12 protein-coding genes are annotated in these 12430 nt (G+C 66.0%); 1 reads left to right on the forward strand and 11 read right to left on the reverse strand.

Translation table 11 applies throughout. From position 1 onward, the window contains the following. Window positions 1–10: 10 nt before the first annotated feature. The 7 genes from AC5QPF_RS20020 to AC5QPF_RS20050 all read right to left on the reverse strand — a co-directional run bounded on the left by AC5QPF_RS20020 (window position 11) and on the right by AC5QPF_RS20050 (window position 7650). Window positions 11–1051, reverse strand: a complete 1041-nt coding sequence (locus tag AC5QPF_RS20020; protein WP_494959544.1) for a homoserine dehydrogenase — start codon at window positions 1049–1051, stop codon at window positions 11–13. Window positions 1052–1283: 232 nt separating this feature from the next. Continuing rightward, window positions 1284–1721, reverse strand: coding sequence for an Lrp/AsnC ligand binding domain-containing protein (locus AC5QPF_RS20025; RefSeq protein ID WP_494959545.1), 438 nt, complete (start codon window positions 1719–1721; stop codon window positions 1284–1286). Then, on the reverse strand, window positions 1718–3097 hold the full coding sequence (gene thrC, locus AC5QPF_RS20030) for a threonine synthase (protein WP_494959546.1): 1380 nt from the start codon (window positions 3095–3097) through the stop codon (window positions 1718–1720). Before thrC ends, AC5QPF_RS20025 begins: the two co-directional genes overlap by 4 nt. Before the next feature lie 19 nt (window positions 3098–3116). Beyond that, window positions 3117–4007: a LysR substrate-binding domain-containing protein gene (locus tag AC5QPF_RS20035; protein ID WP_494959547.1), complete on the reverse strand. Its 891-nt coding sequence runs from the start codon at window positions 4005–4007 to the stop codon at window positions 3117–3119. Between the two features lie 49 nt (window positions 4008–4056). Further along, on the reverse strand, window positions 4057–5478 hold the full coding sequence (locus tag AC5QPF_RS20040) for an amino acid permease (RefSeq protein WP_494959548.1): 1422 nt from the start codon (window positions 5476–5478) through the stop codon (window positions 4057–4059). Between the two features lie 109 nt (window positions 5479–5587). Further along, window positions 5588–6823 (reverse strand): cystathionine gamma-synthase family protein, encoded by a 1236-nt coding sequence (locus AC5QPF_RS20045; RefSeq protein ID WP_494959549.1) that lies wholly within the window; start codon window positions 6821–6823, stop codon window positions 5588–5590. 125 nt (window positions 6824–6948) lie between these two features. Then, the gene (locus AC5QPF_RS20050; protein WP_494959550.1) at window positions 6949–7650 is read right to left on the reverse strand and encodes a GntR family transcriptional regulator; all 702 of its coding nucleotides are present in this window, start codon (window positions 7648–7650) and stop codon (window positions 6949–6951) included. 100 nt (window positions 7651–7750) lie between these two features. Here AC5QPF_RS20050 and AC5QPF_RS20055 point away from each other — a divergent pair, with 100 nt between their 5' ends. Further along, the gene (locus tag AC5QPF_RS20055) at window positions 7751–8494 is read left to right on the forward strand and encodes an FCD domain-containing protein (protein ID WP_494959551.1); all 744 of its coding nucleotides are present in this window, start codon (window positions 7751–7753) and stop codon (window positions 8492–8494) included. Window positions 8495–8500: 6 nt separating this feature from the next. Here AC5QPF_RS20055 and AC5QPF_RS20060 read toward each other — a convergent pair whose 3' ends face one another. The 4 genes from AC5QPF_RS20060 to AC5QPF_RS20075 all read right to left on the reverse strand — a co-directional run bounded on the left by AC5QPF_RS20060 (window position 8501) and on the right by AC5QPF_RS20075 (window position 12423). Then, window positions 8501–10270, reverse strand: a complete 1770-nt coding sequence (locus AC5QPF_RS20060) for a glycosyl hydrolase family 28 protein (RefSeq protein ID WP_494959552.1) — start codon at window positions 10268–10270, stop codon at window positions 8501–8503. Window positions 10271–10418: 148 nt separating this feature from the next. Beyond that, complete coding sequence (locus AC5QPF_RS20065) at window positions 10419–10784, reverse strand: 5-carboxymethyl-2-hydroxymuconate Delta-isomerase (protein ID WP_494959553.1); 366 nt, start codon at window positions 10782–10784, stop codon at window positions 10419–10421. Between the two features lie 12 nt (window positions 10785–10796). Then, the gene (locus AC5QPF_RS20070) at window positions 10797–11573 is read right to left on the reverse strand and encodes an ATP-binding cassette domain-containing protein (protein WP_494959554.1); all 777 of its coding nucleotides are present in this window, start codon (window positions 11571–11573) and stop codon (window positions 10797–10799) included. 10 nt (window positions 11574–11583) lie between these two features. Further along, on the reverse strand, window positions 11584–12423 hold the full coding sequence (locus AC5QPF_RS20075) for an ATP-binding cassette domain-containing protein (RefSeq protein WP_494959555.1): 840 nt from the start codon (window positions 12421–12423) through the stop codon (window positions 11584–11586). Window positions 12424–12430: the final 7 nt, after the last annotated feature.

Consider the following 12430-nt stretch of genomic DNA (forward strand, 5'->3'; position numbering starts at 1 on the left):
GACGGTCTCCTCAGCGTTTGCCGGCGTTGTGCAGGGCGATGATGTCGGACAGCAGGGCGAACGCGGTTTCCACACGGCCGGCACCCGGTCCCGAGACAGTGACGGCGCCGAGCAGCTCGGTGTTGAACGAGACCGCGTTGATCGCCCCGCAAATTCCGGCGAGAGGGTGTGCCAGCGGCAGCAGGCGCGCTTCCACGCTGGCCTCGACCGAGCCATCGGCAGCCTTGCGTGCGGCGCCGATCAGTTTCCAGCACTGGCCGGTGGCCTCGGCCTTGGCGATATCCGCAGCGCTGATGCTGCTGATGCCCGAGCAGGTCACGTCGCTCACCTTCAGCCTCGCGTCCAGCAGTTCATTGGCCAGGATCACCACCTTGAGACGCACGTCGTGCCCTTCCACGTCGGCGGTCGGGTCGGCTTCGGCGTAACCCAGTTGCTGCGCTTCGGCGACAGCATCGGCGAAGGACAGGCCTTGCTTCATGCGGGTCAGCACGTAGTTGGAGGTGCCGTTGAGGATGCCCTCGAAGCCCTGGATGCCAGAGCCGGCCAACGCCTGGCGAGCCAGGCGGATCACCGGGGTGCCGCTCATCACCGCGCCCTCGTACTCGAAGGCCACGCCGCGCTGGCGGGCCAGGGCCTTGAGTTCGGCGCCGTGCAGGGCAATCGGGCCCTTGTTGGTAGTGACCACATGGATGCCGCTTTCCAGGGCCCAGCGGCAGAAGGTGGCGGCCGGCTCGCCGTCCACCGGGTTGGTAAAGGTGGCTTCGGCGATGATGTCGGCGCCGGACTGCTTGATCACGGTTTCGTTGAAGGCCTCGGCGGTGCCGCCGGCGATCCTGGCCAGGGCGCCCTTCTCGGCGGGCAGAGCCACCAGTTCGGCGGCGTCGAGGCCGGCGCGGTTGACCACCGAGCCAAGGAACAGGTCGGTAACGCCGACGATGGTCAGGCCGAAGCCCAGGGTTGCGCGCCACTGCGCATTGCGCTCGGCGATCAGTTGCGCCAGTCCACGGTTCACGCCGCCAAAGCCCACCAGGGCGATCTTGTAGTCGGTCACGAAGGCATTCCTCTTTGCTGTTGTTCGATGGGCTCAGCGTAAGAGGCGGGGGTGGGCAGTTGAATACGGCAGAATGCTGTATTTGTTGGGCACAATGCCCAGGACTTGAGATCGCCACCGTACCTGTGGGAGCGGGTTCACCCGCGATTGCGATGGTGAATTCACTGCCGCCATCGCGGCGGTCCGGCGATCCGGTAAACCCGCTCCCACAAGTCCGCGCTGAACCAATGATCTAGAACACCGCCGACAACACGAACGACGTCAGGGTATTCTCCACCCCCGGCATCCCCGCGATCTCCTTCCACACCCCATGCACCCGCTCCGGCGTCGCAGCATCGACCCGCAGCATCAGGTCGAACTCGCCACTGAGCACCTCGCACTGCACCACCTCGGGAATCCCTCGCAAGGTCGCCAGCACATCGTCCCCGCGCATGCGGTCATGGCGGTAGACAAAGATCACCGCGCTGATCAGCGACGACGGCCGCCGCGAATCACCCAGCCGCACCGTGTAGCCCTGGATCGCCCCATCGCGCTCCAGACGCTCGATACGCTGGCGCACCGCATTGCGCGACAGGTTGACCTTGGCCCCCAGCTCGGCGTGGGCGATCCGCGCATTGGCCGTCAGCTCGGCGAGGATGCGCTCGTCCAGCGGATCGAGAATGCGCTTCATGGCGACACCGCGCGCAGCGCCCGGCACAAGCCGTCGAGATCGTCCCGGGCCAGTGCGGGCATGTCGTCGGGCACGGCAGGTGACGCGGTGCAGTCGGCCTCCCAGACACCCAGCTCAAGCAGGACACCCGCGGACTTTTCCGGGGCGATCTGCCCCAGGGTCACCATCGGCGCCCCCAGGCTGCGCCGATGCAGGCGCCCGGCCAGGGCGCCAACCGCCGTGTGTGGATCGACCACCAAGCCAGTCTCGGCTTTCAGCCGTACCACCTCGCGGCGCACATCGGCTTCGTCCACCGCATAGGAGTCGAACAGCACCCGCGCCTGCAGCCACTGCGCATTGCCGATGCTCAGTTCGCCGCTGGCCTCGAACTGCGCCATCAGCGCCTTCACGCACTCGCCATCGCGGCCGTACAGTTCCCAGATAAAGCGCTCCAGATTGGAATACAGCGAGAAGTCCATGGCCGGCGACAGGGTGCGCTGGCTGGCATGGGGCGCATAGCGGTTGCGATGGAGAAAGCGGTGCAAGGCATCGTTGCTGTTGGTGGAGACGATCACCTGGTTGATCGGCAGCCCCATCTTCTGCGCGACGAAGCCGGCATAGATTTCGGCGAAGCTCGCCGCCGGCACGCTGAAGCCCACCGGCCTCGTGCCGCCGCCCAACTGCAGGGCCGCGTGGAAGTAGAAAACGATCTGCGCCAGCACGCCGACCCAGTTGCTGGAGTTGAAACACACCGGGATCACCCCTTCCAGCGGCCAGGCACGGAACAGCCGGGCGACCAGGGTCTGGCAGTCGTCGAAACTGCCATCCAGGGGGAACAGTTGCACACGCTGCGGGTCCGCGGCCTGCAATGCGGCCAGGCGATCCGCCGGCACGCCGTCGCGAGGATAGAGCACCGCCAGACGCACGTTCGGGCAATCGGCGAAGGCCTCGATCGCCGCCACGCCGGTATCGCCGTTAGTGGCACCAACCACCAACGCCTCGCCGCCGGACTCGCCCAGGAAATGCTGCACCAGCCTTGCCTGCAATTGCGCGGCGAAATCCTTCGAGGTGCGGGTCGGGCCGTGGAACAGTTGCAGGATCCACTCGTTATGGCCGATCTGCTGCAGCGGCGTGATGGCGCGGTGGCCGAAGTCCTTGTAGCTGTCGCTGAGCAGCCGGCGCAGGGTCTGCTCGTCGAGGGCATCGCCGACGAAGGGCGAGACGACGCGCCAGACCAGTTCGTCGAACGGCAGCCACGACCAGCTGGCGATGGCTTCCGGGCTGATCGACGGCAGGGATGCGGGCACATGCAGCCCGCCGTCACTGGCCGGGCCGGACAGCACGACATCGCGAAAATCCACCGGGCCCGCGCCGTTGCGGGTGCTCAGGTAATGCATGGGGAAACTCCAGAACGGATTACACCGGCCGGTGCGCCTGGGCCACCAGCCAGTCGGAAAACAGCGCGGCATCGGGCGGCAAGGGCCGCCCCTGCTCGCGCACCAGGTAGAACGATTCGCTGGCCTCGATGCGCTGGCTGAACGGCGCCACCAGTTGCCCGCTGGCCAGCAGGTCCTCGACCACCGAGGAACGGGCCAGGGCCACGCCCTGCCCCAGCTCGGCCATGCGCAGGGTCGAGATCAGGGTGTCGAACTGCAGGCCGCGGGAGTAATCGACATCGTCTGCGCCGACCCGCTCCAGCCAATAGCCCCAGCCTTCCTCGTAGCCGAGCACGTGCAACAACGGGTGATGGCGCAGGTCGCGGGGTTCGCGCAGCGGCGAGCGGGCCAGCAGCGCCGGGGCGCACACCGGCAGCAGCACGTCCCAGGTCAGGCGCCAGGCGTGCAGGCCGCTCCATTCGCCATTGCCCCAGCGCACTTCCAGGTCGTCCTCGCCGTCCGGCTCCTTGACCCACAGGTTGCTGATGTAGCGAATGTCGATCTGCGGATATTCGCGACAGAACTCCGCCAGGCGCGGCGCCAGCCAGTACTGCAGGAACGACAGGCTGCCGCGCACCTTCACCGGCCGGCGCTTGTGCTGGCCGAAGATCTCGTTGGTGCCCACCGCCAGGCGGCTGATGGCGTCCTGTACCACCGGCAGGTACGACTGGCCTTCCTCGGTCAGCGCCAGCCCCCGGGGCAGGCGCTTGAACAGGGCCACGCCGAGGTGGCTTTCCAGCTGGCGGATCTGCTGGCTGACCGCACCCTGGGTCAGGTGCAGTTCGTCCGCCGCATGGGTAAAGCTCAAGGCACGTGCCGACACCTCGAACGAGCGCAGCCAGTTCAGCGGTGGCAGGGATTTCTGTTTCATCGACACGACCTCGGGCACAGGGGAATCCATCCATCATGGACCGGAACCCTCAGGCCGCGCCAACCCCGGGTGCCATGGCCGCCAGGCGCTGGGCGCGCTGCTTGCGGGTGACCCAGTAGACGAAGTAGCACCAGGCAATGAACGGCAGGCCGAAGTACAGGGCCACGCGCTGCTCGGGGTCGAAGGCGATGCCGACGCAGGCCAGCACGCAGCAGGCGATCGCCCCTAGTGGCACCCAGGGGTAGCCGCGCACGCGGAAGTGCAGGTCCTCGACCCGTCCGCCATTGGCCACGTAGTGGCGGCGGAAGGCGATCTGGCTGGCGGCGATGCTCATCCACACCACCACTACCGCCAGCCCGGAAATCGACACCAGGGCCAGGTACACCGTGTCCGGCGCCAGCACGCTACTGAGCAGGGACGCGGCGGCGCCGGCCATGCTGAGGATGATGGCGTTGACCGGCGTGCCGCGCTTGGACAGGCGGCCGAAGCATTGCGGCATGTGCCCCTGGTCGCTCAGGGTCCAGAGCATCCGCGACGCCGCGTACAAGCCGGAGTTGGCCGCCGAGAGCAGCGCGGTGAGGATCACGAAGTTCATGATGTCGGCCGAGTACGGGATGCCGATCAGGTCGAAGGCCATGACGAACGGGCTTTCCACCAGGCCGGCCTGCTCCCGGGGCAACAGGGTGGCGAGGACGAAGATGGTGCCGACGAAGAACAGCGCCAGGCGGATCACCGTGGTGCGGATGGCCTTGGGCACGCTTTCCTGCGGGTCTTTCGCCTCGCCGGCGGCGATGCCGATCAGCTCGGTGCCGGAGAAGGCGAAGGACACCGCCAGCAAGGTCATGGCGATCGGTAGCAGGCCGGTGGGGAACAGGCCTTCACGGGTGAAGTTGGACAAGCCGATGCCCTGCACGTGCTTGACGTCGAACAGCCCGCAGATGGCCCCGCCGCCGATGACGATGAAGGCGATCACGGTCAGCACCTTGATCAGCGACAGCCAGAACTCGGTTTCGGCGAACAGCCGCACCGACACCACGTTGCTGGTGAACACGGTGACAGCGAACAGCGCACTCCAGATCCACACCGGCGTATCGGGGAACCAGCGCACCATGAGGATGCCCGCCGCGGTGAATTCCGAGCCGATGGCCACCGCCCAGGTCAGCCAGTACAGCCAGGCCACGGTGTAGCCGGTGCCGGGACCGAGATAGCGGGTGGCGTAGCTGCTGAAGGAGCCGGTTTCCGGCATCTGCACCGCCAGTTCGCCGAGGCAGACCATCACCAGGTAGACCATCACCGCGCCGACCATGTAGGCGATCACCGCGCCCAGCGGCCCGGCCTGGTTGACCGTGTAGCCGGAAGTGAGGAACAGGCCGGTGCCGATCACGCCGCCGAGGGCGAGCATGACGATGTGCCGGGTGTGCATTTCTTTCTTGTAGCCCGCCGGGGTATCCGGCGCGTTCTGGATGGACATGTGTGGATTCTCATGAAGGGATTGGCAACGGGCAGTGGAAAGCGATGTGCCAAGGATTGTTCTTGTTGTGGTTTTCATGACGGGGCGGCCCGGCATCCGGGCCCCCTTTTCAGGCGGAGACTTCGAGGTGCTGTCCGTGCACCTTGTCTGTTGCTGCATCCGCCAGCGCTGCGAAGGCCTGTCGCAGGTCATCGAGCAGGTCGGCGGTGTCCTCGATACCCACGGAGATCCGCACCAGGCCTTCGGAAATGCCCAGGGCCTGGCGTTCTTCCAGGGTGTTTTCCACATGGCTGGTGGTCCGTGCCGGCCCGTAGATGGTTTCCACCGCGCCAAGGTTGCCGGCACGGTGGGCGTAGCGCAGCAGCGGCAGCAGCCTGACCACGGTGTCCATGCCGCCGCGCAGGACGAAGCTGACGATGGCGCCGAAGCCGCGCATCTGCGAGCGGGCGATGATGTGGCCGGGATGCTCCGGCAGGCCGGGGTAGTTGACCGATTCCACCAGCGGCTCGCCGCGCAGGTACTCGGCGATGGCCTGGGCGCTGGCCTGCTGCTGGTGCAGGCGCAGGGCCAGGGTCTTGATCCCGCGGATGATCAGGTAGGCGGAAAACGGATCGAGGGAAGCGCCGTTGATTTCCCGGTAGTGACGTACCTGGGCCATCAGCGACTCCGCGCCGCAGACCACCCCGCCGAGCACATCGCCGTGGCCGGAGAGGAACTTGGTGGCGCTGTGCACCACCACGTCGACGCCCAGCGCCAGCGGGTTCTGGTTCAGCGGCGTGGCGAAGGTGTTGTCGGCCACCACCAGCGCGCCGACCCGCTTGGCCGCAGCCACCAGGCGGCGGATATCGAGGATCTTGAGGGTCGGGTTGCTCGGGGTCTCCAGGTAGACCACATCGCAGCCACGGGCGATTTCCCGCTCGACGGCCTCGCAGTCGAGGGTGTCGCACAGGGTCACCTCGACGCCCTGGCGCGGCAGGAACTCTTCGAAGATCTTGTTGGTGCCGCCGTAGCTGTCGCGGGTCGAGACCACGCGCTTGCCCTGGCAGAGGAAGGTGTGCAGGACACCGCTGATGGCCGCCATGCCGGTGCTGAAGGCCACCGCCGACTCGGCCTGCTCCAGCTCCCGCAGCTTGTCTTCCAGCACCGCAACGGTGGGGTTGCTCATGCGGCTGTAGATGAAGCCCGGTTCCTTGCCCAGGGCCACGTCGTACCAGCCGTCGATATCGCGGTAGCCGTAAGCGGCGCTGGCGACGATGGGGGTCTGGGTGGCGTTGTAGGGGTGCTCCACCTGTTCGCCGCCCCATACCACGCGGGTGCCGATCCCGGCCTGTTTCTCGTTGTTCATTGTGTTGTCTCGCATCGTGTTTCGACGGGTCTGCGAGGACTATAGGGAGGGCGGGAGCCCTTGAAAAACGATGGAATCCGGGCCTGAGGGGCAGCTTTTTTAATGGCTGGGGGCGTCGACGCCCCTCAGGCGTCTCGCGCCCCGACGGCGCTGCGCGCGTGCTGCAGCAAGTTGACCAGGTGCAGGCGCATCGCCGCCCGTGCGCCATCGGCGTCCTTGCGGGTGATCGAGGCGAGGATCTGCTCCCGTTCGTGCTGCCAGCGCCCCCGCTGCGCCTCACTGAGTCGCGGCAGTGCACGCTGGGCATCCCCCATCAAGGTGGTACCGAGGTGGCTCATGGCATCGATGAAAAAGCTGTTGCCGGTGCACTGGGCGATCAGCAGGTGGAAGGCGAAGTCCTGGCTGACCGAGGCTTCGGGCGCCGGAGCGTCCGCCAGCGCGGCGCCCATGGCCGCCAATTGCGCCGGGGTGGCGCGCTGCGCTGCAATCGCTGCGGCCTCGACTTCCAGGCTCAGGCGCAATTCGATAAGGGCCACGGCGTCGCAGGCCGTGCCTTTTTCCGGGGTGCTGTCCTGATCATTACCCGGGCGGACCGTATCGACCACGAAGGTGCCGATGCCACGCCGGGTTTCCACCAGGCCTTCGGCCTGCAAGCGTGACAGCGCCTCGCGGACCGTGGTGCGACTGACACCCTGCGCCTCGGTCAGCACCTGTTCAGTGGGCAGTTTGCTGCCCGCCGGCCATTCGCCGGAGACGATTTTCTGCGACAGTTCAAGCACCAGTCGCTGGGCCAGGCTTGGGCGTCGATCGGGGGAAGCGCGCTGCATGCAAGGTGACCTTTGGAACGCAAAAGATGATGGCAGTATACCGGCAGCCTCAAGGCAAAACGCACTATAATGCCGGCCAATTCGAACAAAGAGCGTACCCATGTCGGACCTCACCACCCTCGCCTCCAACAAGCCCCGTCGCCTCGCCGAAGCCCTGGTCGAACGCTTCGCCCAGCGCATGCGTGCAGGTGAATTGCAACGCGGCGAAAAACTGCCAACCGAAGCCAGCATCATGGCCGCCGAAGGGGTCAGTCGCGCGGTGGTGCGCGAGGCGCTGTCGCGGATGCAGGCAGCCGGGCTGGTGGAGACCCGTCACGGCGTCGGTACCTTCGTCCTCGACATGCCGGCGCCGGAAGGGTTCAACGTCGGCCCGCCGACCATCAGCCTGCTCAGCGATGTCCTCGACCTGCTGGAGTTTCGCCTGAGCCTGGAGGTGCAGGCCGCCGGCATGGCCGCCGAACGCGCGACGCCACAGGCGCTGGAAGAGCTGGAGCAGGCCTTGAAGGCCCTGATGCAGGGGCCGGAAAAGTCCGGCAGCACCACCAATGCCGACTTCCAGTTCCACCTCAAGATCGCCAAGGCGTCCGGCAACGGCTACCTGATCGACATCATGAAGAACCTCGGCACCAAGATGATCCCCCGCACCCGGATGAACTCCGCCTACACCGGGCAGAGCAACCGCAGCACCTACCTGGCGGGGATCAACGTCGAGCACCAGCAGATCTTCGATGCCATCGCCAGCCGCCAGGTGGATGCGGCGCGGGCGGCGATGTTCCTGCACCTGAACAACAGCCGCATGCGCCTGCGCGAAGCCCAGAAGGTCCAGGCGTTCTACGGCGAGTGAAACGGCTCAGGGCGCCGGGTCCACGTCACTGAAGGCCAGGCCCTGGCTGTTGCGCACCTGCCAGGGATTGGCACCCGCTTCACTGAAGCGCACCCCGTCGAACCGCGAGTCGCGCAGGCCGTCGACCTTGGCCTTGGCCTCGCCACTGAAGCGCACGCGCTCGAACACCAGCCCCTGGTGCCAGGCGTTGTGCTGGCTGTCACCCTTGACCTCGATGGCCGCCATCCCGGCATTTTCCACGCTCACGTCGCTGACGCGGATATCGCGGAACTGCCCGGCGATGGTCGAGCGCTCGTAGTCGAGCTTGGCGTTCGGGTCGTTGTAGTCGAGGGTGAAGATGAACGCCTGCTTGACCGTGTTGCGGATCGCCGAGTCGCGGAAGACCACGTTGCGCGCGCCACCGCCCATGAAGTTGGTGCTCTTCATGCGCAGGCCGGCATCGGTGCCATCGGAGACGTTGTCCTCGGCGAGGATGTTCTCGATCCAGGCGCCGGTATGGCTGCCGGCGACCACCATGCCATGGCCCTTGCGGAAGTAGTTGTTGAAGATCCAGGCGCCGTCCTGGGGCTTCTGCTTCACCGCCCCGGCACCGGTGCCGGCGGCGAAGTTGACGCAGTCATCGCCGGTGTCGAAGAAGTTGTTGAAGACCATGGCGTTGCGGCTGTTGGCGAACTCGATGCCATCACCGTTGTTGGCATCAAAGGTCTTGTGCGTGGTGTTGGCCAGCACCACGTTCTCCGTCTCCAGGTTCATGATCCCGTGGTAGGCCGGGTTGAGCACGGTGAAACCGCCGTAGAAGACGTTCTTCACATCGCGCAGGGTGATCAGCGACGAGCGCATCTGCCCGTAGGCGTCCTTGACGTTCATGCCTTCGGCCACCGCCCGTTCCACCTGGGCCTTGGCCAGCACACCGTCGTGCATGTAGCGGGTGTTGTCGCTGGGCAGGTAGACCGGCAGCGGCTGGCCGCGCTCGTCGAGCACGTCGGCGTTGCGCTTCCAGCCGTTGCCGTCGATGGTGCCCTGGCCGACGATGCGGATGTTCTCGAAGGCCTGATGGGCACGTGGATCGCGGGGCAAGGCGTTGATCAGCGAGGCCGGGCGCACGGTGGTCGAGTACGGGTACTGGATGTAGCCGTCGCGCGGATAATCCTCGGCGCGCTCGGAGCCGAGCAGAGTCGCGCCCTTGGCGATCTCCAGGGTCATGTTGCTCTTCAGGTACAGCGCGCCGCTCTTGTAGGTGCCGGCGGGCAAGAGCACCTTGCAGCCGGGGGTGCAGGCATCGATGGCGCGCTGGATCGCGGCGGTGTCGAGGGTGCTGCCGTCGCCCTTGGCGCCGTAGCGCTTCACGTCGAACAACGCTGGCACGGCGGTGGTGCGCTGCACGATCAGCGGGCTGTCGGCCGACTCCTTGCCATCGCGGTCAACCGAGCGCACGGTGAAGCGGTACTCGGTATCCGGCTCCAGGCCCTTGGCCGTGAAGCTGTGCAGGGCGATGCGGTGATGGAAGTTGCGCGTGTCTTGCTCGTAGAAGCGGTCGATATAGGGCTTGGCCGGCGAGACCTGATCGTGGTTGGCATTGCTGCCACCGAGCAGTTTGCCGTTGGCGTAGACGTGGTAGTCGACGATGGCGGCGTGGTCGGCGGGCTTTTCCCAGACCAGGATGATCTGCCGGTCATCGTAGGCCAGGGTCGGGACCTGGGGTTTGGACGGGGCTTCGAGGGCCCAGAGCGGCAGGCTGAAGGTCAGGGCCAGGGTGGTGGCGAGGGGGCGCATCATCGTTATCTTCCTTGTTTTTATGGGCGGTACGCGGATCCTGTGGGAGCGGGTTTACCCGCGATGACGTCGGTGAATTCACTACCGTAATCGCGGGTAAACCCGCTCCCACAGGTCCCAGCTAAATCAATGAGTCATGTGGGATTGGTGTTCAGCTCGCGACAGGTGTGGGGTCAAGGCTCTTTCGATTGACGAACACCTCCCTAGCCATCTCCCGCACATCCATGGATAGCGCTTCGACTTCCGGCAGCAAGTCCGCCAATACCGCCATCGTCGCGGTACCCAGGCCCCGGCGCTGCTCGACGCTGCGCCCGGACAGCAGGTTGAGCGTGACATGGACGAAATTGTCCTCCCCGGCCCCGCAGCGGTAGTGCTCGAACGTACCCAGGCGCACCTTGATATCGCCCGGCTTGAAGAAACCGCTGGCATCGATGGCGTCATGCACCGCCGCCAGCAACACCCGTTCCCCTACCCGGCTGGCCAGCGCCGCCGGACATTCGATCAGACAATGAGGCATCTGCGACTCCTTTCAAACGACTGCCGCACGCGACGGCTCGGCACTGAAATCACGGCTGGCCTGGACCAGCATGCGGGTGTACTCGTGGGTCGCCAGGTCCTGGCCCAGGCCCTGGCAGTCCAGGCGCTCGACGATGCGCCCGTGCTGCATCACCGCGACCTTGTCGCACAGGTGGCTGACCACGCCGAGGTCGTGAGTGACCATCAGGTAGGTGAGCTTCTCGCGCTGGCGCAGGTCCGACAGCAGGTTGAGGATCTCCGCCTGCACCGACACGTCCAGGGCCGAGGTCGGTTCGTCGAGCAGCAGCACCCGCGGTTCCAGGATCAGCGCACGGGCAATGGCCACGCGCTGGCGCTGACCACCGGACAACTGGTGCGGGTAGCGATAGCGGAAACTGTCGTTGAGACCGACCTTGAGCAGGATGTCGTTGATCCGGTCGTCGCGGTTGTCCAGGCCATGGATGATCAGCGGCTCGCGCAACGCGGTGTCGATGGTGTGCCGGGGATGCAGCGAACCGTAGGGGTCCTGGAAGACCATCTGCACCTTGCGAAAGTGCTCCTTGGGGATCGTGTGCTGCAACGGCACGCCGGCGATGCTCAGCGCCCCGCTCCAGTGCCGGTATTGCCCGGCCAGGCAGCGCAGCACGGTGGTCTTGCCGGAACCCGACTCCCCCACCAGGCCGAACGACTCGCCATCCTCGACACTCAGGTTGACGTCATGCAGCACCTGGTTGAGCGCCGGGCCGACGCCGAAGCTCAGGTTCAACGATTGGGCTTGGATCATGGACATGGTCGGTTCCTCAGCAGGTGAGCCAGAGCGGGTCGCGTTGCAGCACCGGCAAGCGCGGACGGCGGTTGTCCATGCTCGGCAGAGCCGCCAGCAGGCCACGGGTATAGGGGTGTTCGGCGTGGTGCAGGTCGCAGGCGGCGAGGGACTCGACCACCCTTCCGGCGTACATCACCAGCACCCGGTCGCAGTAGTTGCGCACCAGGTTGAGGTCGTGGCTGACGAAGATCAGCCCCATCTGCTGCTCCACCACCAGCTCTTCGAGGACATTGAGCACCTGCTGGCGCACCGAGACGTCGAGGGCCGAGGTGGGCTCGTCGGCGATGATCACTTCCGGGCTGGTGATCACCATCATGGCGATCATGATGCGCTGGCCCATGCCGCCGCTGACCTCGTGCGGGTACAGGTCGTAGACCCGCTTCGGGTCGCGGATATGCACCTTCTCCAGCATCAGCAAGACCCGCTCCCGCGCCTCCTGGCGGCTGGCCTTGTGATGGGCCAGGTAGGCCTCGGCGATCTGGTCGCCGACCCTGACCACCGGATTGAGCGAGTACTTGGGGTCCTGCATGATCATCGAGATGCGCTGGCCGCGAATCTTCTGCATGGCCTTTTCGCTGGCGCCGAGCAGGTCGACATCGCCGAAGCGCAGGGTCTTCGCGGTGATCCGCGCGCTGGCCGGGTGCAGCTTGAGCAGGCTGCGCCCGACCGTGGACTTGCCCGAACCCGACTCGCCGACGATGGCGAGCTTTTCCCGGCCCAGGGTGAAGGACACGTCACGCACCGCGTGCATTTCTTTCTTGCCGTTGACGAAGCGCACATTGAGCGAATCGACAGTGAGTTTTGGCGTCGACATACAGCCT

Source organism: Pseudomonas sp. Con_6 (assembly GCF_059379395.1).

What these genes read in the sequence shown, in the direction of transcription:
- AC5QPF_RS20075 (WP_494959555.1), bottom strand. Translation starts at nt 12,423, where the DNA reads ATGTCGACGCCAAAACTCACTGTCGATTCGCTCAATGTGCGCTTCGTC.
- thrC (WP_494959546.1), bottom strand. Translation starts at nt 3,097, where the DNA reads ATGCATTACCTGAGCACCCGCAACGGCGCGGGCCCGGTGGATTTTCGC.
- AC5QPF_RS20060 (WP_494959552.1), bottom strand. Translation starts at nt 10,270, where the DNA reads ATGATGCGCCCCCTCGCCACCACCCTGGCCCTGACCTTCAGCCTGCCG.
- AC5QPF_RS20045 (WP_494959549.1), bottom strand. Translation starts at nt 6,823, where the DNA reads ATGAACAACGAGAAACAGGCCGGGATCGGCACCCGCGTGGTATGGGGC.
- AC5QPF_RS20025 (WP_494959545.1), bottom strand. Translation starts at nt 1,721, where the DNA reads ATGAAGCGCATTCTCGATCCGCTGGACGAGCGCATCCTCGCCGAGCTG.
- AC5QPF_RS20040 (WP_494959548.1), bottom strand. Translation starts at nt 5,478, where the DNA reads ATGTCCATCCAGAACGCGCCGGATACCCCGGCGGGCTACAAGAAAGAA.
- AC5QPF_RS20055 (WP_494959551.1), top strand. Translation starts at nt 7,751, where the DNA reads ATGTCGGACCTCACCACCCTCGCCTCCAACAAGCCCCGTCGCCTCGCC.
- AC5QPF_RS20070 (WP_494959554.1), bottom strand. Translation starts at nt 11,573, where the DNA reads ATGTCCATGATCCAAGCCCAATCGTTGAACCTGAGCTTCGGCGTCGGC.
- AC5QPF_RS20035 (WP_494959547.1), bottom strand. Translation starts at nt 4,007, where the DNA reads ATGAAACAGAAATCCCTGCCACCGCTGAACTGGCTGCGCTCGTTCGAG.
- AC5QPF_RS20050 (WP_494959550.1), bottom strand. Translation starts at nt 7,650, where the DNA reads ATGCAGCGCGCTTCCCCCGATCGACGCCCAAGCCTGGCCCAGCGACTG.
- AC5QPF_RS20065 (WP_494959553.1), bottom strand. Translation starts at nt 10,784, where the DNA reads ATGCCTCATTGTCTGATCGAATGTCCGGCGGCGCTGGCCAGCCGGGTA.